Below are 22,068 nucleotides of genomic sequence, written 5' to 3' on the forward strand. Positions count from 1 at the left end.
GAGAACCCATGACGACGCACTATCTCGACACGCCGCTCACCGACGACGCGATCCGCCAGCTGCAGGCGGGCGACGAGGTCTTTCTGTCCGGCGTGATCTATATGGCGCGCGACGCCGCGCACAAGCGCTTCATCGATACCCTGGCGCGCGGCGAGCCGCTGCCGGTGGACCTGACCGGCCATGTGGTGTTCTACGGCGGCCCGGGCCCGGCCAAGCCCGGCCACGTCATCGGCGTGGTGGCGCCGACCTCGGCCTACCGCATGGACCCATACGCCACGGTCCTGTTCGACCACGGGGTCAAGGCGGCCATCGGCAAGGGCAACCGCGGCCCGGCCATCCGCGAATCGTGCCGCGAGAACGTGGCCGTCTGCTTCTCGGCCATCGGCGGGATTTCCGCCACGCTGTTCTCATGCATCAAGTCGGCCACGCTGGTGTGCTACGAAGACCTCAAGACCGAAGCCGTGCAGCGGCTGGAGATCGAGAATTTCCCGCTGCTGGTGACCAATGACGCCCATGGTCGCGACATGTATGATGAAGAGGTAAAAAAATACAGGCAGCTGCTCAACGCTTGAGGTGACGGCCCGGGGCGGTTGGCGCCCGCGGCCCGGCCCGCCTGCCCCAGCCTTCCCGGAACCCGCTTTGCGCTATACAGAACTCGCCAATACCCTGGTCAAACGCATCACCGAGGGCCAATACGAAATCGGCGACCAGCTTCCCAACGAACTGGCGCTGGCCGCCCAATTCCAGAGCAGCCGCAGCACGGTGCGCGCCGCGCTCGATATCGTCGAAGGGCTGGGCCTGGTGACGCGCAAACGCCGCTCCGGCACGGTAGTGTGTTCGCGCACCACCAACAACCAGTACACCAAGTCGGTCCACACCATCGAGGACCTGGTCAATTACGCCAGCCACACCGAACGCCAGATCCTGGAGGTCAGCCCGGTGGTGGCCGACGAGGCGCTGGCCCAGGCGCTCGAATGCAAGCCCGGCACGACCTGGCTGCGCGTGCGCATGCTGCGCGTCGAGAAGGACGCGGCCCATACGCCGCTATGCTGGAACGACGCCTATATGCTGCCCGACGTGGGGCAGCGCATCGTCGGCAAGATCCCGAACGGTTCGGGCCTGCTGTGCCGCATCATCGAGAACGAGGCCGGCATCGCGGTGGCCGACATCAAGCAGAGCATCGGCGCCACCGCCATCGAAGGCGAGATGGCAAGCCGGCTGGGCGTGGCGCCCGGCACCCCGGGCCTGGAAATCACCCGGCTGTACGTGGACCGCGCCAACACGCCCTTCCTGATTACCGTCAACACCTATTCGGCGCACAAGTTCCGCTTCACGTTCTGGATGCACCGCTCGGACTCGCACTGAGCCGCCGCCGCTTCAAGCGGGCGGCGGACAGGCCAGGATCGCCTGCGCCTGCATGAGGACGGGGCGGTCCACCATCTTGCCATCGACCGCCACCGCGGCCCCGTCGGCCGCGGCCGCCGCGTCCACCACGCGCCGCGCCCAGGCCCGCTGCGCCTCGGACGGCGCGAAGCCGCGCCGCACCGGCGCGATCTGGCCGGGATGGATCAGCAGCTTCGCGCCGAAACCGAATTGCCGCGCGCGCAGTACTTGCGCGGCAAGCGCCTCGGGGTCGCGCAGGTCCACGCAGACGCCATCGATCGGCGCGGGCAGTCCGGCCAGCCGCGAGGCCAGCACCAGGCGGCTGCGGAAGTAATGCAGGGGCTGGTCGTCCTCGCCGATGCCCAGATCCAGCATCAAGTCCACCGACCCGAACATCAGGCGCGCCACGCCCTCGGCGCCCGCCACGGCCGGCAGATGCGCGTAGCCTTCGGCGCTTTCGATCAGCGGATAGAGCAAGGCCCCGGGCACCGCCGCCCGCACGCGCGCCAGCGCATCGGCGTCGGCCGCCTTGGGGACCACCACGTGCGCCACGCCGAGCGCCTGGCAGGCAGCCAGGTCGGCCGCGTGCCAGGGCGTATCGGCCGCGTTGATGCGCACCAGCAGGGTCACCCGCTGCGCCTGGGCGCGCGCCGCATGGCCGTCCCATCCGGCGCGCAGGCTGTCGAGCGCGGCCGGCTTGTCGGCCGGCGCCACGGCGTCCTCCAGGTCGACGATCACCGCATCGGGGCCGGCATCGATGGCCTTGGCGATCCGCTCGGGGCGGCTGCCCGGCACGAACAGGTAGGTCTGGGCCGGCGCGCTCATACGGCTTTCGCCTCGCGCAGCGCGGCGATCCGGTCGGCCCCGAAACCCAGCCCGGCCAGTATCGAATCGGTGTGCTGGCCGACGGCGGGGATCGGATCCATGCGCGATCCGGCCTCCTGCCCCGGCGGCAGCAGGGCGGGTATGGGGCCGGCCGGCGTATCGACGTCGCGCCAGCGCTCGCGCGCGCGCAGCTGGGGATGCTGCCAGAGATCGTGCATGGTGTTGACGCGCGCGTTGGCGATCCGGGCCTCGTCCAGCCGCTCCATGAGGGTGGCGGAATCCAGCGCCGCGAAGCATTCGACGATCAGCGCGCGCAGCGCCTCGCGATGCTCGTTGCGCAAGGCGTTGCTGGCAAAGCGCGCATCGGTGGCCAGCCCGGGCTGGCGCAGCACGGTGGCGCAGAACGCGGCCCACTCGCGCTCGTTCTGCAGCCCCAGCATGACCGTCCTGCCGTCGCCCGCCGGAAACGGCCCGTACGGGTAAATGGTGGCATGGGCCGCGCCGCTGCGCGGCGGCGGCGGCGCGCCGTCATAGCTGTAGTACAGCGGAAAGCCCATCCATTCGGCGGTGGCTTCCAGCATGGACAGGTCGATGCGCTTGCCCTTGCCGGTGATGCCGCGCTCGATCAGGGCCGCGAGGATGTTCGAATACGCGTACATGCCGGCCGCGATGTCGGAGATCGAACAGCCGGCCTTGGCCGGCTCGTCGGCGCTGCCGGTCACGCTGAGAAAGCCCGCCTCGCTCTGCACCAGCAGGTCGTAGGCCTTGCGGTCGCGGTACGGGCCGCTGTCGCCGTAGCCCGAGATGTCGCACACGATCAGGCGCGGATACCGTCCGGCCAGCGTGGCGTAGTCCAGCCCCAGGCGCGCGCTGGCGCCTGGCGCCAGGTTCTGCACCAGCACGTCCGCGCCGGCCAGCAGCGCGTCGAGCACGGGGGCCGCCTCGGGATGCTTGACGTCCAGCGTCAGGCTCTCCTTGGAGCGGTTGGTCCAGACGAAATGGGAGGACAGGCCGTTGACGCGGCCGTCGTAGGCGCGCGCGAAGTCGCCCACTCCCGGGCGCTCGATCTTGATCACGCGCGCGCCGAGATCGGCCAGCTGGCGGGTGGCGAACGGCGCCGCGATGGCCTGTTCGAGCGAGACGACGGTCAGGCCGCTCAGGGGAAGTGTCATAGCCATACTCCTGGTTCAGATGCCACAATCTACCGGCTGGGCGGCCGGGGAAGGAAATACGGTTTGCGCATACGGCCATAAGAAAAGCCTATCGCCCGCCACGGCGCGACCGGAACAAAGACCATGGACATTCGAGGACTACGCTATTTCGTTGCCATCGTGGACTGCGGCAGCCTGACCAAGGCGGCCGAACAGGTGCGCGTGGCCCAGCCCGCCCTGAGCCAGCAATTGGCGGCGCTGGAAGCCGAGCTGGAAGTGCCCCTGTTGCTGCGCAGTTCGAAGGGAGTGGCGCCCACCGACGCCGGCTCGGCGCTGTATCGCCACGCGCGCGCCATTCTCAAGCAGCTCGAAGCCACCCGCGACGAGGTGCGCACGGCCGGCGCCATGGTGTCGGGCACCGTCGCCATCGGCCTGCCCACCACCGTGGCGGCGCTGGTGGCCATGCCCTTGCTGCGCGCGGTGCGCGCCCGCCATCCCGACGTCCGCCTGCAGCTGTTCGAAAGCATGAGCGGCTACATCGGCGAGCTGCTGGCCAACTGGCGGCTCGACTTCGCCATCCTGTTTCGCGACGCCGACAGCCGCATCGTCGAGCTCGAACCCCTGGCGCAGGAAACGCTGTACCTGATCGGACAGTGCGGCGCCAGCCTGGCGCCCGACGGACAGGACAGCGTAGCGCTGCAGGCGCTTGGCAGCCTGCCGCTGGCCCTGCCCAGCGGCGCGCAGGGGCTGCGGCTGCTGATCGAGCGCTCGTTCGCCCAGGCCGGCATCGCGCTGGACGTGGTGGCCGAACTCGATTCGCTGCCCTGCCTGCTGGGCGCGGCGCAGGAAGGCCTGGCCTGTACCATCCTGCCGGCCTCGGTGCTGGCCGCCACGGGGATGCAGACGCCCTGCTGGCGCATTACGCCGGAAATCCGCCGCACGCTCTCGCTGTGCTGGCCGCGCTCGGGGCCGCGCACGCCGGCCGCCCAGGCGGTCGAGGCCATACTGCGCGAAATCGTGGCCGAGCGGCTGGGCGAGGACGGCACCCTGGGCTAGCCCGCGGGCGGCCCGGGCGCTCTACAATCGGCAGCGCCCGGACATCGCGCCGGGCGTATTGCCGGCCGCGCCCGCGCGGCCCATCGCTCAAGAAGAGGATTTGCCTTGATACCCGGTTCAAGAATCGCGTGGCTGCTGTGGCCGACCGTGCTGTGCAGCCTGTCGGTCGTGGTGTATGTGTTCCATGCGTACCTGTTCCAACGCTATCTGCCGGGATCGAACCCCGAGTCGTTCCGGCGTTTCAGCGCCGCGGCCGCCTTCTACGCCTTCGCCTGGCTGCTGGCGCGCATGGCCGCCGCCGCGCTCACGCGCAAGGCCAGGAAAAAGCGCAAGACCCCGCGCCTGTTGCGCGAGCTGGTCTCGGCCACGCTGTTCGCGATCGCCACGGTGGCCACCATCGGCGTGTTCCTGGGCCAGTCGGCCGGCGGCATCCTGGCCAGCTCGGGCCTGATCATCGCCATCCTGGGCTTTGCCATCCGCAACGTGCTGGCCGACGTCCTGTCGGGCATCGCCATCGGCGTGGAGGCCCCCTACCGGATCGGCGACTGGGTGGGTTTTGACGCCACCATACGGGGCCGCGTCACGGAAATCGGCTGGCGCACCACGCGCATCCTGACACCCAACGACACCTACATGATCCTGCCCAACAGCCAGATCTCGCGGCAGATGCTGACCAATTACAGCGCCCCCCGCAAGCAATACCAAGGCGAGCTGGAAATCGTCCTGAGCCACGATATTTCGATTTCGGACGGCAAGCAGCTGCTGTTCGACGCGGCGCTGTCCACTTCGCCCGCCGAAAGCCTGGCGCCAGGGCAGAAGCCGCGGGTCCGCGCCACCGCGTACACCGCCGAAGGCGTGACTTACAAGATCAAGTACTGGGTCCCCCAGTTCTCCGACAGCACCGACTGCCGCGACGCCATCCTGGTGGCCATCGACGACGCGATCCGCAGCCAGGGCCTGGCGCTGCCCGTCGCCGCGCCGCCTCGGCCACAAGCCATCGCGCTGCGCCAGCCCGACACGCCCGACAACCCGGGCGCCTGACCCTTTCCCGCCGCCTCGCCGACCCGCCCCGTTGACCTGACGGGGCGGGCGCTGGCGCGTGTCCGCCGCCCGCGCCACCCGTGAAATCCCTCATGCCGCGAGCCCGCAAAAGCGTTGCGGCGCCGATATCCATTGATGTATATAGTTATGTATACATTGATATTTCCCCACACATCCCTCCCTCACCAAGGACAGATCCATGACACAACTCAACGGCGCCGAAGCCATGGTGCGCATGCTCCAACTGAATGGGGTCAAGCACATTTTCGGGCTGTGCGGCGACACCAGCCTGCCGTTCTACGACGCGCTGCAACGGCTGGACCACGGCATGGAGCACATCCTGACGCGCGACGAGCGCAGCGCCGCCTACATGGCCGACGCCTACGCGCGGGTGACGGGCAAGGTGGGCGTGTGCGAGGGGCCCAGCGGCGGCGGCGCCACCTACCTGCTGCCGGGCCTGGTCGAGGCCAACGAGTCGTCGGTGGCCGTGCTGGGGATTACTTCCGACGTATCGGTGGGCTCGCGCGGCAAGTACCCGCTGACCGAGCTGGACCAGGAGGCGCTCTATCGCCCGCTGACCAAGTGGAACACCACCATCGACCGCGCCGACCAGATTCCCGGCGCGGTGCGCGCGGCCTTCCGCGCCATGACGACCGGCCGCCCCGGCACGGCGCACCTGTGCCTGCCGTACGACGTGCAGAAGCACGAGGTCGACCCCGCCGACGTGTGGGCCCAGCCCGGGCACGACCGCTTTCCGGCGATGCGCTTCGCGCCCGACCCCGCGGCCATCGAGCAGGCCGCCGCCCGCCTGGTGGGCGCGCGCGCGCCGGTCATCCTGTGCGGCGGCGGCGTGGTCATCTCGGGCGCCTGCGCGGCCCTCGAGGAACTGGCCGTCACCCTCAACGCGCCGGTCTGCACCACCGTCAGCGGCCAGGGCAGCCTGGCCGACACGCACCCGCTGAACGCCGGCGTGGTGGGCTCCAACGGCGGCATCCTGGCCACCCGCGCGGTGCTGGCCGATGCCGACGTGGTGCTGCTGATCGGCTGCCGCGCCGGCTCCACGTCCACCGAACACTGGCGCTTCCCCAGCCGCGAGGTGCCCATCCTGCACATCGACTCCGACCCGATGGTGATCGCCGCCAATTACCGCACCGACGTGGCGATGGTGGGCGACGCGCTGCTGGCCCTGCAGGCGCTCAACCGCGAAGTGCACGCGCGCATCGACGCCCGCCCCACGGACGCGGTCGACGGCAAGGCCGTGGCGGCCAAGGCGAAGGGCGCCAAATTGGCGGCCCTGCAGCCGCTGGCCGCCTCGCTGGATGCGCCCATCAGGCCCGAGCGCGTGGTCGATGCGCTCAATCGCCTGCTGCCGGCCGAGTCGGTGGTGGTGGCCGACCCGGGCACGCCCTGCCCTTATTTCTCCGCCTATTTCGAAGCCTCCAAGCCAGGCCGCCACTTCATCACCAACCGCGCCCACGGCGCGCTGGGCTTCTCGATGGCTGCGGGCATGGGCGCGGCCATCGGCCGGCCGTCCGCCAAGGTGGTGTCGGTCATGGGCGACGGCAGCTTCGGCTTCACCGTGGGCGAAATGGAAACCATCGTGCGCCGCAAGGTGCCGCTGCTGATGATCGTGCTGTCGAACTCGGTCTACGGCTGGATCAAGGCCAGCCAGAAGGCCGGCTACCAGGAGCGCTACTTCTCGGTCGACTTCAACCGCACCGACCATGCCCGCGTCGCCGAGGCCTACGGCGTCAAGGCGTGGCGCGTCGAGGACCCGCGCGAGCTGGACGGCGTGCTCAAGGCCGCCATCGAGTACGGCGGCCCGGCGCTGGTCGACATCATCGTCCAGCCGCTGCAGGAAGCGGCGGCCCCGGTCAGCCAGTGGATGGGCTGAGGCCCGCTTCCTCGAACACGACACGGGCGGGCACATGACCAGAACAGAACCGGACCAACCGATGGGCGCAGCGCCGGCCGGCCTGGACCATGTCGGACTGTACGCGCACGACATGGACGCGGCGGCCGCCATGTACCAGCGGCTGGGCTTCACGCTGACGCCGCTGTCACAGCATTCCGGCACGCACGCCGTCACGCGCGAGGTGGTCAAGGCCGGCATCGCCAATCGCTGCGCCATGCTCGGCCACGGCTATATCGAGCTGGTCGCGGTGGTCGACCCGGCGCTGGACCTGCGCGGCATTCCGGAAGGACTGGCGCGCTATGCCGGCATGCACATCGTGGCGTTCGACACCCCGGACCCCGGACAGCGCATCGCCGCGCTGCACGAGGCGGGCTTCGCGGCCGAGCCCGGCGTGCTGCAACGCTATATCGACACCGCCGACGGCCCGCGGCTGGCCCGCTTCAGCCAGGTGCGCACGCCGCGCCAGGCCATGCCGGAAGGACTCATCCTGACCTTGCGCCACGAAACGCCGGAACTGCTCTGGCAGGCGCGCTACATGGGTCATCCGAACGGCGCGCGCGCCCTGGCCGCGGCCATCGTGGCGGTCGAAGACGTGGACGCCGCGGCGGCGCGCTATGCGCGCTACCTCGGCGTGCCGGCCGAGCGGCGCGGCGGCGAGGCCTGGTTCACGCTGCGTTCGGGCAGGCTGGCGCTGGTCGACCAGGCCGCGCTCGCGGCGCGCCTGCCCGGCAGCGCGGCGCCGGCCCTGCCGTTTCCGGCGGCGCTGGCCGTCGAAGTGGACGATCTGTCACGCACCGCCGCGGTGCTGGACGACAACCAGGTTGCCTACCGCCGCGCCGGCGGGCAACTGACCGTGGCCGCCCGCGACGCGGGCGGCGCGGCCGTCATTTTCTGCGCCAACGCCGAGGCGGCCTTTGCAGGCGCGCCCGAGGAACCCTGATACAGCCAAGAACCATCCAGCAGCACCGATATAACCCGTTGCACGAACTCACCAACAGGAGCAGCAGCATGATCGGTATCGAACACTTGAAGCGCCACGCCCGGCGGGGCATCCTGGCCGGCGCGGCCGCCATGGCCCTGGCCGCCGCGGGCGGCGCGGCCAACGCGGCGGAGAAAGTCACTTTCGCCTATGGCACCAACATTTCCCTGTCCAACGCGCCCACGCTGATGGCCATCGGCATGGGCTACTTCAAGGAAGCCGGCCTGGACGTGCAGGCCACGTTCTTCCAGGGCGCGGCGGTCATGCTGCCGCAGGTCACGCAGAAACACATCACTTTCGGCTGGATCACGCCCGATCCCCTGGTCATCTCGAGCCAGCCCGGCCGCGACGCCCTGCCGGTGAAGATGTTCTACAACGGCATCTACCTGTCGCCGTTCGAGGTGGTCGTCACCAAGAACAGCCCGGCCCGCTCGCTGGCGGATCTCAAGGGCAAGAAGATCGGCGTGGGCGCCATGTCGTGGGGCAACCTGGCGGTCACCAAGGCGATGATGAAGAAGCTGGGCCTGGAGCTGCAGCGCGACTACGAGTTCGTGCCGGTCGGGGTGGGCGCGACGGCCTTTCGCGCGCTGGCCGACGACAAGGTGCAGGCGCTGAACCTGTTCGACACCTTCCACGTGCAAATGGAGCAGATGGGCGCCGACCTGCGCCGCCTGCCGATGGACCAGAGCTACCGCGAACTGTTCTCCAGCGGCTGGATCGCCCACCAGGACACGCTGCGCGAGCGGCCCGAACTGGTGGTGGCCTTCGCGCGCGCGGCCGCCAAGGGCGTCGTGGCGTGCAACGCCAATCCGCAGGCCTGCGTGCAGAACTTCTGGAAGCTGTATCCGGCCACCAAGCCGGCCGACGGCACGGAAGAGAAGAAACTTGCCGACGCGGTGCAGATCCTGAAAGTGCGCCTGGCCACCATGCTGCCCGAGCAAGGTCCGCAGCAAATGGGCTACTACACCGAGCAATCCTGGCATGACTATGTCGATGTCCTGCACGAGGGAGGCCAGTTGAGCACCAAGGACGTGGACGTCAAGCCGCTCTATACCAACCAGTTCGTCAAGGACATCAACGACTTCGACGCCGCGGCCGTGGTGTCCGCCGCCAAGCAGCTCAAGTAGACGCAGGCTGGAACGCACATGACTTCCCTGAACCTATCCATGATCGAGGGCGGGCGGCCGGCGTCGCGGGCCGCCGCGGCCACCCTTGACGCCGTCGCCGGCGCCGGCGACGGCGCCGCGCTGCTGACGGCCAGCAACCTGAGCGTGGTCTACCGCACCAGCAAGGGTCCGATCACGGCCGTCGACAATCTGTCGCTGCAGCTGGGCGCGGGTGAATTCGTATCGGTGCTGGGCCCGTCCGGCTGCGGCAAGTCGACGCTCATCAAGGTGTTCAGCGGGCTGCTCAAGCCCTCCGGCGGCAAGGCGTTGCTCAACGGCACGCCCATCGACGAGCCGCGCGGCGACGTCGGCATCGTTTTCCAGCAGCCCACGCTGCTGCCCTGGAAGACGGTGCTGGACAACGTGCTGGTGCCCATCCGGGCGCTGGGCATGAACGTGGCCGAAGGGCGCGCCAAGGCGATGGAGCTGCTGCGCCTGGTCGGGCTGGAGAAGTTCGCCAGCAACTACCCCAGCGAGCTGTCGGGCGGCATGCAGCAGCGCGTGGGCATCGCGCGCGGCCTGATCCACGATCCGGCGCTGCTGCTGATGGACGAGCCGTTCTCCGCCCTGGACACCATGACGCGCGACCGCATGAGCATCGAGCTGCAGCGGATCTGGATGGCCACGCGCAAGTCGGCCCTGTTCATCACGCACAGCATCGCCGAAGCGGTGTTCCTGTCGGACCGCATCGTCGTGATGTCGGCGCGGCCGGGCCGCATCATCCGCGAGGTGACGGTGAACCTGCCGCGCCCGCGCACGCTGGCCACGCTGACCGACCCCGAGTTCACCCGCCTGTGCGGCGAGCTGCGGGAGCTGTTCGACCAGTTGGTGCAATTCGATTAGCCGAGGCGCGCATGTCCAAGTCCGTCAAATCCTTCCTGTACCCCCTGATCACCGGGGTGGTACTGGTGATCCTGTGGTTCGCCAGCATCCGGATTTTCTCGGTGCCGAACTACCTGCTGCCCACGCCCGAGGCCGTGCTGAACGCGCTGCGGATCGGCTATGTCGAAGGCCAATACTGGCCGCACTTCCTGTTCACGCTGCAAAGCACCGTGTACGGCTACCTGATCGGCTGCGGGATGGCGCTGGTGGTGGGCACCGTGCTGGCGGAATCCGAAACCTTCGAGCAGTTCATCTACCCGTACATCATTGCCCTGCAATCGACCCCGAAAGTGGCCATCGCGCCGCTGCTGCTGGTGTGGTTCGGCTTCGGCATGGCGTCCAAGGTGGTGATGGTGGCGCTGATGAGCTTCTTCCCGATGTTCATCAATACCGTGGTCGGCATCCGGCAGGCCAATCCCGCCATGCTGGACTTGATGAAGGCCTTCAAGGCCTCGCGCAGCCACGTGTTCTTCCACGTCAAGCTGCCAGCCGCCTCGGGACACATCTTCGCCGGGCTGCAGATCTCGGTGGTGCTGAGCCTGATCGGCGCGGTGGTGTCGGAGTTCATTTCGTCCAGCCAGGGGCTGGGCTACCTGATCCAGTCCGCCTCGGTCAACATGGATGTGGCCACGATGTTCGCCTGCCTGTTCAGCCTGGTGGTGATCGGCCTGACCGGCACCAACCTGATCCGGTTCCTGCACCGCAAGCTGGTGTTCTGGGAACAATCGACCACCGCCACGGTACAGCCGGAATGAGGAGCAAGGAAAACGCCATGGAATTCCACCAGTGCTATGCGCTCGATTATCACCGGGCGCGCGACAAGTTCCGCGCCGCGGCGGCCGCGGCCGGCGCAAGCCTGACGCAGTACCTGCACGAAGGCCAGACCGGGCCGGACGGCCGGCCCCTGCATACCGATGTCGCGCGCTTTGGCCGTGCCGACGCGCCGCGCCGGCTGCTGGCGATCAGCGGCACCCACGGGCTGGAGGGGTTTTTCGGCTCGGCCGCGCAGATCGGCTGGATGCTGGGCGACGGCCCGGCGTCGCTGGACCCCGACGTGGCGGTCATCATGGTGCACGCCATCAACCCGTGGGGGTTCGCGCACCTGAGCCGCACCACCGAGAACAATGTCGACCTGAACCGCAACTTCATCGACCACGGCCAGCCGCACCCCGCCAACCCGGATTACGCCATCCTGCATCCGCAGCTGCTGCGCGAGGACTGGAGCAGCGCCGCGGTGGCGGCCGCCCAGCAGGCCATGGAGGATTTCACGGCCCGCCACGGCGAAGACCGCCTGTACGACACCCTGGCGCGCGGCCAGTATTCGCACCCGGACGGCCTGAACTACGGCGGCACCGCGCGCGAATGGTCCAATCTGACGCTGGAGCGCATCGTGCGCGATCACCTGGCCGGTGCGCGCAAGGTGGCCCTGATCGACTGGCACACCGGCATCGGCGGGTATGGCGAACCGTTCTTCCTGTGCTTCAACGAGGAAGGCGGCCCCCTGCATGAACTGGCCGCGCGCTGGTGGGGCCGCGACCGCATCGTCGGCCAGCGCCCGCACGGCAAGGCGCGCCCCAACTACCAGGGGCTGCTGTTCCACGGCGTGCAGGCCTTGCTGGGCGATGTGCCCATGTGCGGCGCGGTCATCGAGTTCGGCACGCGCGGCTGGCACATGCGCCGGCTGCTGCGGCTGGACCTGTGGCTGAAATTCAAGGCCGACCCCGCCAGCGAGCGCTACGCGATGCTGCGCGCCGACCTGCTGGATTCGTTCTGCCCGTACGACCAGGTATGGCGCGAGGGCACGCTGCGCCATGCGCAGGAGATCACGCGCCAGGCGGTGGCGGGCCTGGCGGCCTGGAACGAGACATGAGGGCCGCGCCGGCCAACCTGGGCGCGCTGTTCTCGCCCGCGCGCGATCCCGCCGCCATTGCCCTGATCGACCTGGGCGGCGAGTCCGGGCCGCGCGAATACACCTATGCCGAGCTCGATGCGCAGGCCGACGGCGTGGCGCGCGGCCTGCGCGCGCGCGGCCTGCCGGCCGGGGCGCGGGCGGCGATCCTGTCGGCCAACCGCATGGAGTTCCTGGCCGCCTACCTGGGCATCATGCGCGCCGGCCTGATCGCCGTGCCGGTGAACTACCGGCTGCCGCCGGACAGCATCGACTTCATCCTGCGCGACAGCGGCGCCGCGCTGGTCTTTTGCGATGGCCCGCGTCGCGATGCCTACACCGTCGCCTTGCCGAGCGTCGAATTCGGCGCCGGCGGCGCCGGCGGCTATGCGCGATTCCTCGACCCCGGCCCTTGCGAGGCGGCACGGCCCGCCGACGACCAGCCGGCGCTGTTTCTCTACACCTCGGGCTCGACCGGCCGCCCCAAGGGCGTGAAGATATCGCACGCCGGCTATCTGTGGACGGTGCGCCAGCGCACGGCAAGCACCGACTACGGCGGCCACTGCTTCCTGGTGGCCGCCCCGCTCTATCACATGAACGCGCTCAACACGATCAAGCTGGCGTTGGCGGGCCAGGGCCGGCTGGTACTGATGCCGCAGTTCTCGCCGGCCGGCTACCTGGACGCGATCGAGCGCTACCGCTGCACCTGGCTGACCGCCATTCCGACCATGATCGCGCTGCTGGCGCGCGAGACCGGCGCGCTGGCCGGCGCCGACCTGGCCAGCGTGGCGATGGTGCGCCTGGGATCGGAGCCGCTGACACAACGCATCGCCGACAGCGCGCGCGCCATGTTCCCGCGCGCGGCGTTCGGCAACGGCTACGGCGCGACCGAGACCGGCGCGCTGGTGTTCGGCCCGCATCCGCAAGGACTGGCGCAACCCGTGCTGTCGGTCGGTTATCCGCACCCGGCGGTGCAGCTGCGGCTGGCCGATGGCGCAGACCTCGACGCCGCCACCGGCGTGCTGCAGGTCCGCTCGCCGGCGCTGATGCTGGGCTACCACGGCCTGCCCGAACAGACGGCCGCGGCCATGACGCACGACGGTTTCTATATCACCGGCGACGTGATGCGGCGCGACGAGCACGGCTTCCATTACTTCATCGGCCGCGCCGACGACATGTTCGTGTGCGGCGGCGAAAACATCTACCCGGGCGAAGTCGAGAAGATGCTGGAGCGTCACCCCGCCATCGTGCAGGCGTGCATCGTCCCGCTGGCCGACCCGCTCAAGGGCATGAAGCCGGTCGCGCTGGTGGTGTCGCGCCCCGACGCGACGCTGTCCGAACAGGAGGTCAAGGACTATGCGCTGGCCCACGGCCCGGCCTACCAGCATCCGCGCGCGGTGCGCTTCGTCGATGAAATGCCGATCAGCAGCACCGGCAAGGTCAACCGCAAGGCGGCGGCCCTGCTGGCGGCCGAACTGATCGCGGCCGTCCCCCCTTTGACGCAGGGCGGCCACGCCCTGCGCCGATGAGCAAGCAACCCACCCATCTCAACCAGAGTAAGGAAAATCCATGAAGGCAGTTGTCATTCACGGTCACGGCGGTCCGGAAGTCTTGCAATACGACACCGCATTTCCCGATCCGAAGGCGGGCGAAGGCGACGTGATCCTGCGCGTCAAGGCAACGTCGATCAACTATCACGATGTATTTACCCGGCGGGGGATGCCAGGCATCAAGTTGGACTTTCCGGTCATCATGGGGCTGGACGTGGCCGGCGAAATCGTCGAGGTCGGCCCGGGCGTGCAGGGCTGGAAGGCCGGCGACCGCGTGCTGGTCGACCCGATCAACCGGGCCGAGGGCGGCCTGATGGGCGAGACCGTGCACGGCGGCCTGGCCGAACTGTGCAAGGCGCGCGAGCACCAGCTGATCCGCATTCCGGACGGCGTCAGCTACGAGCAGGCGGCCGCGCTGCCGGTGGCTTTCGGCACGGCCTATCGGATGATGAACACCATCGGCCAGGTGCAGGCCGGCGAAAAGGTGCTGGTGCTGGGCGCCAGCGGCGGCGTGGGCGTGGGTTGCGTGATGCTGGCCAAGATCGCCGGCGCGCAGGTGATCGCCTGCGCCAGCAGCGAAGCCAAGATGCAGCGGCTGCGCGAACTGGGCGCCGACCACGTCATCAACTACGCCGACACCGATTTCGCCAAGGCGATCTATGAGCTCTACGGCAAGCCGCATCGCCGCAAGTTCGACGGCGGCGTCGACGTGGCGGTGAACTTCACCGGCGGCGATACCTGGGTCAAGTCGATGCGCTGCCTGCGGCGCGGCGGCCGCCTGCTGACCTGCGGCGCGACCGCCGGCTACGATCCGCAGACCGACCTGCGCTTCATCTGGACCTTCGAGCTGAACATCCGCGGCTCCAACGGCTGGATGCGCGAAGACCTGGACGCCCTGCTCGGCCTGGTGCAGTCGGGCAAGATGCAGGTGCCGATCGACCGCGTGCTGAGCCTGCAGGATGCCGGCGAGGCGCTGCGCCTGATCGAGGACCGCGAAGTCATGGGCAAGGTCGTGGTCACGCCCTGACCCTCGAGCGGCGGGCCGCGCGGCGCCCGCCGCCGGCCCGTCCGGCGCCCGGCCAGGAGTTATTACAATGACAATCCGCTTGCCCTCACTGATCGAGGCCGGGTCCGCCACCGCGATGCGCGCCGGCGCAGGCATCCGCTGCCCATGACGACAACAATGTACAAAACAACCACTGAACCGGCCGAGAAAGGCCGGCGCGCCTTCTCGCAAGTGCTGGAGAAGCTGCGCGAGATGGTGATCTCCTATGAAATCAAGCCCGGCGAACGCCTCAACGAGGTGGCCCTGGCCGAACGCCTGGGCGTCAGCCGCACCCCGGTCAGGGAAGCGCTGCATTTCCTGGCGCGCGACGGCTTCCTGGCCGAGGCCGGGCGCGGCTATGTACGCCGCCCGCTCAACCTCAAGGAAATGATCGATCTGTACGAAACCCGCGAAGTGCTGGAAGTGGCATGCCTGCAACTGGCCGCCGGGCGCGCCACCCCGCAACGGCTCGATGCGCTGGAAGCCTTCCTGGCCGAAAGCCGCGCCAAGTCGCCCGACCTGCCGGTCACCGAGCTCGTCAGCCTCGACGAGACGTTCCACCACATGCTGGCCGAGATGTCCGGCAACCATGAGCTGCAGCGGATCCTGCACAACGTCAACGAACGCATCCGCTTCATCCGCTGGATCAACATGGAACGCATCGGCCGCGACAAGACCCAGGCCGAACACGCCGCCATCCTCGCCGCGTTGCGCGCCGGCGACATCGGCACCGCGCAGCAGAACCTGCGCAGCCATATCTCCAAGCGCACCGAACAGATCAAGGAATGCATCGCGCAGGGACTGGCGCGCATCTACCTCGACGACGACGAAACCTCGCCAGGCGCCTGAAGCCGGGCCGTTCAGGCCCCGAACAGCCAGCGCAGGCTGAGCGAACCCGTGTGCTCGCGGTTGCCGCCGCCATACTGGCCGATATAGGCCAGCCCGATCGCGGCCGAGCGCGACAGCGCCAGCTCGGCGCCCAGGCCGGCCAGCACCGCGTCGCGCGCGATGGGCGCACCGGTGGCCGCCAGGGCGTTGCCGCCATCGAGCACCAGCGTGGCCTGCGGATCGACATCGCCGAAAGCGCGGCGCCAGCCCAGGGTCAGGCGCAGCTTGCCCGGCGCCGGCCCCAGCATGTAGCCGGCCTCGCCGCGCACGCCCAGGGTCGTCGTGGTCTGCGTCAGCCGGCTCGGGCCCGCGCTGATCGCCGCCCAGCCGCCGGATTCGACAAAGGCGCGCGTCCGCACGTCACGCCAGGCCAGCGCCGCGAACGGCTCGATCTGCACCCGCGCCGACGCGCGCCACCGATAGCCCAGTTCGCCGAAGGCCTGGAAGGTGCTGCCATGGGTATCCGCCGTCAGGGTCTGCGACGTGCCGGCCCAGTGGAAATGGCGCCTGGTGTCCATGTCGTGCCAGGTATAGGCCGCGCCCGCCACGGCGTTGAAATCGCCCGCGCCGGCGGCCACGGTACGGGCGCCATACAGGGCCAGGCTGTAGCTGTTCACGTGCCCCTTGGCGTGCAGGTCGTCGACGCGGGCCGTGCTGCGCGTCAGGCCCAGCACGCCGCCCAGGCGCAATCCGGCGCCCAGCGCGTGCTCGCTGCCCGCATACACGCCGGTCGTGCGCTGCTTGACGCGCGCCACGCCTGGCCCGCCTTCGAGCACCTGCCAATTGCCGGCGGCGGCCATCCAGGTGGGATGGGCGGCGCTGGCAGCATCCTGGCGCGCCTGCGCCCAGGCCGGCGCCGCAAGCGCCAGGGTCCCCGCCACGCCCAGCAGCGCGGACACGCCGCGGCGCATGGCGACGGCAGTCATCGAAAGAAGGGGAAAATCACCGGGGCCCCGCCGGGACCGGTCCAGACAAACTACGGGGTGCAACGACATCTTGGCGACGCTTCTTCCAGGACTACCCCGGCGCTTGCACGATCGCCAGGCCATGTGATGCCGCGCCACGCCAGCCTCGAGCGAGGCCGGTGATCCGCATGCCGCGGCGCGCAAGCGCGTAAGTATAGATAAATAATCGGGCCGGGTTGATGACGCTGCCATGGCGGGAACAACAGGCGGCCGGCGCCGCCTGGGGCTTGCTCGACGGCGAGATCGATCACCGGGACGTGGTGCTGACCCGCGCCGAACGCGAGGCCAACGGCAAGATGGTGAGCTGCTGCTCGCGCGCCGCCGGCAAGGGCAGGCGCATCGTGCTGGAGCTGTAGGCCGCGCCTAGCCGCCGGCCGGCTGGCCGGCTTCGGCGGGCAGGCGCTCCATCAGGGCGGCGCCGTAGCCCGCCACGTCGCGGCGGATCGCCGCGACGGCCGCTTCCACATCGTGCCGGCGCAGCGCCTCGATCAGCGGCAGATGCGGATGCGCGTCGTACAGATGGGCAAACGGCTTCTGGTACAGGTAGGTCAGCGAAGGGCCGGTCTGCGCCCACAGCCCCTCGATAATGGCCACCAGGTCCGGCATGCCGGACGCGTTGTACAGCGTGAAGTGGAACTCGTAGTTGGTCTTGAGCACACCCTCGCGCTGCTCGCTGTTCTTGTAGCGGACCATTTCGCGGTGCAGGCGCTCCAGCGTCTTGATCTCGGCATCCGAAATGCGCGGCGTGGCCCGTTCGGTGGCCAGCACTTCCAGCGTCAGGCGGATATCGCGCAGCTCCTGCAGCTTCTCGCGCGTGGGCGCCGGCACGCTGACGGACTTGCCGCGCGACATGGCCAGCGCGCGCTCGGACACCAGTTGCAGCAAGGCCTCGCGCACCGGCGTCTGGCTCACGCCCAGGCGTTCGGTCAGCATGCGCAGCGTGAGGATCTCGCCAGGCTTGAGCTCGCCCATCATCAGCAGCTGCTTGAGCTGGCGATAGATGACGGCGGCAATGTTTTCGCGCGCCATGGGCGCGAGCGGCATGTTCATGGAAGGTGGAATCGGCGCAAAAAGGGGGCGGTTGGCCGATGTTGCCATATTCCACGGCAACCCGCTATACTTTATAAAATATAAATTACTAAATAGCCGCGACGGCGCGGCCATCATTCAGGACGAGGCCTCATGAGCACCCTACCCAAGCCCCTTTCCGCCCCGGGGTTCACGCTGGACGGCACCGTGGCCCACGCAATCGTGCGTGCGCTGGCGCGCCACGGCGTGGACACCCTGTTCGGGCAAAGCCTGCCCAGCCTGCTGCATCTGGCGGCCGAACAAGCCGGCATGCGCCAGGTCGCCTACCGCACCGAAAACGCCGGGGGCTACATGGCCGACGCCTACGCCCGCGTCAGCGGCAAGCCGGCCATCGTGACCGCCCAGAACGGCCCGGCCGCCACCCTGCTGGTGGCCCCGCTGGCCGAGGCCATGAAAGTCTCGGTGCCGGTGATCGCGCTGGTGCAGGACGTCAACCGCGACCAGACCGACCGCAACGCCTTCCAGGAACTCGACCACATCGCGCTGTTCCAGCCGGTCACCAAATGGGTGCGCCGCGTCACCGAAGCCTCGCGCATCGAAGACTACGTCGACCAGGCCTTCGCCGCCGCCTGCAGCGGCCGCCCCGGCCCGGTCGCCCTGCTGCTGCCGGCCGACCTGCTGGCCGCCGCCGCTCCCGCGCCGGCCCTGCCGCGCAACAATTCGCTGGGCCACTTCCCGCTGGACCGCAGCGTCGCCGCGCCGCAGGCCATCGCCCGCGCCGCCAGCCTGCTAGCGCAGGCGCAGCGCCCGGTCGTCGTCGCCGGTGGCGGGGTGCACATCTCCGACGCCAGCGCCGCCATGGCGGCGCTGCAGGAAACCGCCCACCTGCCGGTCGCCACCACGGTCATGGGCAAAGGCGCGGTCGACGAGCGCCACCCGCTGTCGATCGGCGTGGTCGGCAGCAACATGGGCCCCAACGGCCCCACGCGCTTCCAGCGCCGCCTGATCGCCGAGGCCGACGTGGTGCTGCTGGTGGGCAACCGCACCAACCAGAACGGCACCGACTCCTGGCAGCTCTATCCGAAAAATGCCCAGTACATCCACATCGACGTGGATGGCCTGGAAGTGGGCCGCAACTACGAAGCGCTGCGCCTGGTCGGCGACGCGCGCCTGACGCTGGAAGCCCTGACCGCCGCCCTGGCCGGCCAGGACCTGGCCGCGCGCCGCCAGGCCCGCGCCGGCGTCGAGCAGGCCATCGCGCTGGGCCACGAAAAGCATCTGGAAGACTCGGCGGCGGTGCGCCTGTCGGACGCCTCGCCGATCCGGCCCGAACGCATCATGCACGAACTGCAGCAACAGCTCGACGAGCAGTCCATCGTCGTGGCCGACGCCAGCTATTCGTCGATCTGGATCACGCACTTCCTGACGGCGCTGCGCCCGGGCATGCGCTTTCTGACCCCGCGCGGCCTGGCCGGGCTGGGCTGGGGCTTTCCCATGGCCATGGGCGCCAAGCTGGCCAATCCAGCGGCCGAGGTCTACGCCCTGGTGGGCGACGGCGGCTTCGGCCACGTCTGGTCCGAACTGGAGACCGCCGCGCGCATGGGTGTGAAAGTCACGCTCATCGTCATCAACAACGGCATCCTGGGCTTCCAGAAGCACGCCGAGAACGTCAAGTTCGGCGCCCATACCTCGGCCGTGGCCTTCGCGCCGGTGGACCACACCGCCATCGCGCGCGCCTGCGGCTGCACCGGCATCCGCGTCGAGGACCCGGCCCAGCTGGCCGACGCGCTGGCGCAGGCCCGCGCCGCCTCGGGCTCGGCGCTGATCGAAGTCATCTGCGACGAAAACGCCTTCCCGCCCATCACCTTCTTCACGCCCGACGCCGGGGTGCAGGCATGAGCGCGCCCCGCATCGCCGTCGTCACCGGCGCCGGCCGCGGCATCGGCCTGGCCAGCGCGCGCGCCCTGCTCGCCGCGGGCAACCATGTCGTGACCATCGATCGCGGCGCCATCGATACGCAGGCGCTGTTCGGCGCGCAGCACGACCGCGTCACCGCCGCCAGCGCCGACGTACAGGACATGCCCGCCCTGCAGGCGCTGAAGACGCGCATCGAGGCCGAGCTGGGTCCGGTGTCCATCCTGGTCAACAATGCCGGCGTCTCGCCCAAGCGTCCCGACGGCCGCTCGTCGGGCATCCTCGAAGTCAGCGAGGAGGAATGGGCGCAGGTACTGGGCATCAACCTGACCTGCGTGATGCGCCTGTGCCAGCTGTTCCTGCCGGCCATGCGCGACCAGGGCTACGGCCGCATCGTCAACGTCGCCTCGCTGGCCGGGCGCGCCCGATCCATCGTGGCGGGCCCCAGCTACATGGCTTCCAAGGCGGGGGTCATCGGCCTGACCCGCGCCATCGCCTCGGAGATGGGCCCCTACGGCATCACCGCCAACTGCGTGGCGCCCGGCCGCATCCTGACCGAAATGGCGCAGCAGGCCGGCCCCGAGGTGAACCAGCGCTACGCGGAGCAGATCCCGGTGCGCCGCCTGGGCACGCCCGAGGAGGTCGGCGCGTCGATCGCCTTCCTGTGCGGCCCGGACGCCGGCTTCGTCAACGGCGCCATCATCGACATCAACGGCGGCTTCTACATGCCCTGAGGCATGTTCAAGCCAACACGACACGGACTTCCCTAGGAGGAGCAATGAAAAGCATAAGCAAGTACCTGGCCGCCACCCTGGCCAGCCTGGGCCTGGCCGCCGGCGCGGCCGCGACCGATTTCCCGAAGAACGAAGTGCGCCTGGTGGTGAACTACGGCGCGGGCGGCAATACCGACGTGGCCTCGCGCGCCCTGGCCAAGGGCATGGAAAAGCCGCTGGGCAAGCCGGTGATCGTCGAGAACAAGCCCGGCGCGCTGGGCACCATCGGTCCCGGCTATGTCGCCCGCCAGGCTCCCGACGGCTACACGGTCGGCGTGGTCACCTACTCCACGCAGGCCATCATGCCGCACCTGATGAAACTGCCCTACACCATGGACGACTTCGATTTCGTCGCCGGCGTGGGCCGCTACCGCTACGGCATCACCGTACGCGCCGACTCGCCGTACAAGACGCTGCAGGACCTGGTCGAGGCCGCGAAGAAAACCAACGGCGTGTTCTTCGGCGCGCCGTCCTCGCCCAACAACCTGGCGCTGCTGGAACTGGGCCGCCTGACCGGCGGCAAGTTCGAGCAGGTGTCGTACAAGTCCGGCAGCGAAACCGTGACCGCGCTGCTGGGCGGGCAGGTCGACGTGATCGTGCAGAACCCCTCCGACGTGCTGCCGCACATCCGCGACGGCAAGCTGCGCATGATCGCCTCGGCCAGCCCGATGCGCTGGCCCGAGCTGCCCGAGGTGCCGACCATCAAGGAAAGCGGCTGGCCGGTGCAGATCGATTCCTGGATCGGCCTGGCCACGCCGCGCGGCACGCCGGCCGACGTGCTGGCCAAGCTGCAGCAGGCGGCCCTGGCGGCGGTGGCCGATCCCGTCACGCGCGATTCGTTCGAGAAACTGGGGGTGGATCCCGCCTCGCTCAAGGGCTCCGAGTACGCCGAGCTGCTGAAGCAGGGCCACGAAGAAATGGGCCGCATGATCCGCGACGCCAATCTGCCGCGCATCAACTGACCGGCCACGGCGCTGGCGCCCGCCGGGCGCCGGCGCTACGATCAAGGCATGTCAATCTGCCCGCGCGCGCGGGCGCAAGGAGATTGCCATGTCACTGATCGTCGCCGCCCGCTTCGACACGTTTCCCGACGTCGAAAACGCCGCCCAGCGGCTGTTCTCCGAGGGCTTCACCAAACAGGACGTCCACGTCTTCTACGTCAACAGCGCCGGCGAGCACAGCCGCTATGCCTACGGCGGAGACCGGCGCTCCGACCCCGACTCCGGCAGGGCCGACATGGGCGCCATTCTCGGCGCCGCCCTGTTCGGCCTGGCCTTCGCGATTGCCGGCGGCTTCATCGTCGCCGGCCTGAACGAATCGACCATCGCCATGCTGGCGGCCGCCGGCGTGGGCGCCTATATCGGCTCGCTGTTCGGCGCGCTGTGGGTCACCGGACACCTGGCGCGCAAGCGCGGCGAGGCCGCCCCCGTGGATCACCCCGAAGTGCGGCCAGCCGGCCTGCTGCTGGCGCTGCACACCGACCCCACGCGCGAGACCCTGGCCTGCCAGGTGCTGCGCGCGGCCAACGGCCATGACGTGGAACACGCCGAAGGCGTGTGGCGCGACAACCGCTGGCAGGACTTCGATCCGCTCAAGCCGCCGCAGCGCGAACCGTAAC

At 69.3% G+C, this 22,068-nt stretch carries 22 protein-coding genes; 18 read left to right on the forward strand and 4 right to left on the reverse strand.

Going from position 1 to position 22,068, the window contains the following annotated elements; all coding sequences use genetic code 11:
• The first annotated feature begins 8 nt into the window (after positions 1-8).
• Both EL288_RS22410 and EL288_RS22415 read left to right on the forward strand, forming a co-directional pair.
• Entirely contained in the window at positions 9-572 is a 564-nt protein-coding gene (locus EL288_RS22410; RefSeq protein ID WP_003807552.1) for a fumarate hydratase C-terminal domain-containing protein, read from the forward strand.
• 67 nt (positions 573-639) lie between these two features.
• The gene (locus tag EL288_RS22415) at positions 640-1,365 is read left to right on the forward strand and encodes a GntR family transcriptional regulator (RefSeq protein ID WP_050450674.1); all 726 of its coding nucleotides are present in this window, start codon (positions 640-642) and stop codon (positions 1,363-1,365) included.
• Between the two features lie 12 nt (positions 1,366-1,377).
• On the opposite strand, the gene EL288_RS22420 is transcribed toward EL288_RS22415, so the two are convergent.
• Positions 1,378-2,208 carry an HpcH/HpaI aldolase/citrate lyase family protein gene (locus EL288_RS22420; protein WP_010925778.1) on the reverse strand — a complete coding sequence of 277 codons (831 nt, stop codon included), beginning with the start codon at positions 2,206-2,208 and terminating at the stop codon, positions 1,378-1,380.
• Positions 2,205-3,386: a CaiB/BaiF CoA transferase family protein gene (locus tag EL288_RS22425; RefSeq protein ID WP_003807546.1), complete on the reverse strand. Its 1,182-nt coding sequence runs from the start codon at positions 3,384-3,386 to the stop codon at positions 2,205-2,207. Before EL288_RS22425 ends, EL288_RS22420 begins: the two co-directional genes overlap by 4 nt.
• A gap of 117 nt (positions 3,387-3,503) precedes the next feature.
• On the opposite strand from EL288_RS22425, the gene EL288_RS22430 reads away from it, so the two are divergent.
• From EL288_RS22430 to EL288_RS22480, 11 genes are all read left to right on the forward strand, one after another.
• Positions 3,504-4,415, forward strand: a complete 912-nt coding sequence (locus EL288_RS22430) for a LysR substrate-binding domain-containing protein (protein WP_003807544.1) — start codon at positions 3,504-3,506, stop codon at positions 4,413-4,415.
• Between the two features lie 105 nt (positions 4,416-4,520).
• Positions 4,521-5,456, forward strand: a complete 936-nt coding sequence (locus EL288_RS22435; protein WP_080561902.1) for a mechanosensitive ion channel family protein — start codon at positions 4,521-4,523, stop codon at positions 5,454-5,456.
• A 199-nt stretch (positions 5,457-5,655) separates the two neighbouring features.
• On the forward strand, positions 5,656-7,350 hold the full coding sequence (locus tag EL288_RS22440) for a thiamine pyrophosphate-binding protein (protein ID WP_003807539.1): 1,695 nt from the start codon (positions 5,656-5,658) through the stop codon (positions 7,348-7,350).
• 34 nt (positions 7,351-7,384) lie between these two features.
• A complete protein-coding gene (locus EL288_RS22445; RefSeq protein ID WP_003807537.1) occupies positions 7,385-8,311 on the forward strand; it encodes a VOC family protein in 927 nt (308 codons plus the stop codon).
• Positions 8,312-8,379: 68 nt separating this feature from the next.
• Positions 8,380-9,477, forward strand: a complete 1,098-nt coding sequence (locus EL288_RS22450; protein ID WP_003807533.1) for an ABC transporter substrate-binding protein — start codon at positions 8,380-8,382, stop codon at positions 9,475-9,477.
• Positions 9,478-9,495: 18 nt separating this feature from the next.
• Positions 9,496-10,359 (forward strand): ABC transporter ATP-binding protein, encoded by an 864-nt coding sequence (locus EL288_RS22455; protein ID WP_003807532.1) that lies wholly within the window; start codon positions 9,496-9,498, stop codon positions 10,357-10,359.
• A gap of 11 nt (positions 10,360-10,370) precedes the next feature.
• A complete protein-coding gene (locus EL288_RS22460; RefSeq protein ID WP_003818994.1) occupies positions 10,371-11,153 on the forward strand; it encodes an ABC transporter permease in 783 nt (260 codons plus the stop codon).
• Entirely contained in the window at positions 11,150-12,268 is a 1,119-nt protein-coding gene (locus EL288_RS22465; RefSeq protein WP_003807527.1) for a M14 family metallopeptidase, read from the forward strand. The genes EL288_RS22460 and EL288_RS22465 overlap by 4 nt, the downstream gene beginning before the upstream one ends.
• Positions 12,265-13,815 carry a class I adenylate-forming enzyme family protein gene (locus tag EL288_RS22470; RefSeq protein WP_033446630.1) on the forward strand — a complete coding sequence of 517 codons (1,551 nt, stop codon included), beginning with the start codon at positions 12,265-12,267 and terminating at the stop codon, positions 13,813-13,815. Before EL288_RS22465 ends, EL288_RS22470 begins: the two co-directional genes overlap by 4 nt.
• Before the next feature lie 40 nt (positions 13,816-13,855).
• Entirely contained in the window at positions 13,856-14,863 is a 1,008-nt protein-coding gene (locus EL288_RS22475) for a zinc-binding dehydrogenase (protein WP_003807522.1), read from the forward strand.
• A gap of 144 nt (positions 14,864-15,007) precedes the next feature.
• A complete protein-coding gene (locus EL288_RS22480; RefSeq protein WP_010925773.1) occupies positions 15,008-15,730 on the forward strand; it encodes a GntR family transcriptional regulator in 723 nt (240 codons plus the stop codon).
• An 11-nt stretch (positions 15,731-15,741) separates the two neighbouring features.
• Here EL288_RS22480 and EL288_RS22485 read toward each other — a convergent pair whose 3' ends face one another.
• Positions 15,742-16,764 carry an autotransporter outer membrane beta-barrel domain-containing protein gene (locus EL288_RS22485; protein ID WP_010925772.1) on the reverse strand — a complete coding sequence of 341 codons (1,023 nt, stop codon included), beginning with the start codon at positions 16,762-16,764 and terminating at the stop codon, positions 15,742-15,744.
• Between the two features lie 149 nt (positions 16,765-16,913).
• Here EL288_RS22485 and EL288_RS22490 point away from each other — a divergent pair, with 149 nt between their 5' ends.
• Positions 16,914-17,090: a hypothetical protein gene (locus EL288_RS22490; protein ID WP_010927414.1), complete on the forward strand. Its 177-nt coding sequence runs from the start codon at positions 16,914-16,916 to the stop codon at positions 17,088-17,090.
• 7 nt (positions 17,091-17,097) lie between these two features.
• Here EL288_RS22490 and EL288_RS22495 read toward each other — a convergent pair whose 3' ends face one another.
• The gene (locus EL288_RS22495; RefSeq protein ID WP_003818987.1) at positions 17,098-17,832 is read right to left on the reverse strand and encodes a GntR family transcriptional regulator; all 735 of its coding nucleotides are present in this window, start codon (positions 17,830-17,832) and stop codon (positions 17,098-17,100) included.
• A gap of 84 nt (positions 17,833-17,916) precedes the next feature.
• Between EL288_RS22495 and EL288_RS22500 the strand changes: the two genes are divergently transcribed.
• From EL288_RS22500 to EL288_RS22515, 4 genes are all read left to right on the forward strand, one after another.
• Positions 17,917-19,662, forward strand: coding sequence for an acetolactate synthase catalytic subunit (locus EL288_RS22500; protein ID WP_003807512.1), 1,746 nt, complete (start codon positions 17,917-17,919; stop codon positions 19,660-19,662).
• Positions 19,659-20,411, forward strand: coding sequence for an SDR family oxidoreductase (locus EL288_RS22505; protein WP_015064665.1), 753 nt, complete (start codon positions 19,659-19,661; stop codon positions 20,409-20,411). Before EL288_RS22500 ends, EL288_RS22505 begins: the two co-directional genes overlap by 4 nt.
• Before the next feature lie 44 nt (positions 20,412-20,455).
• Positions 20,456-21,412: a tripartite tricarboxylate transporter substrate binding protein gene (locus EL288_RS22510; protein WP_010925771.1), complete on the forward strand. Its 957-nt coding sequence runs from the start codon at positions 20,456-20,458 to the stop codon at positions 21,410-21,412.
• A gap of 88 nt (positions 21,413-21,500) precedes the next feature.
• Positions 21,501-22,067, forward strand: coding sequence for a membrane protein (locus tag EL288_RS22515; protein WP_003818983.1), 567 nt, complete (start codon positions 21,501-21,503; stop codon positions 22,065-22,067).
• The last annotated feature ends 1 nt before the right edge of the window (position 22,068 follow it).

The sequence above is a fragment of the Bordetella bronchiseptica genome (genome assembly GCF_900636925.1).
GTDB classification, from domain to species: domain Bacteria; phylum Pseudomonadota; class Gammaproteobacteria; order Burkholderiales; family Burkholderiaceae_B; genus Bordetella; species Bordetella pertussis.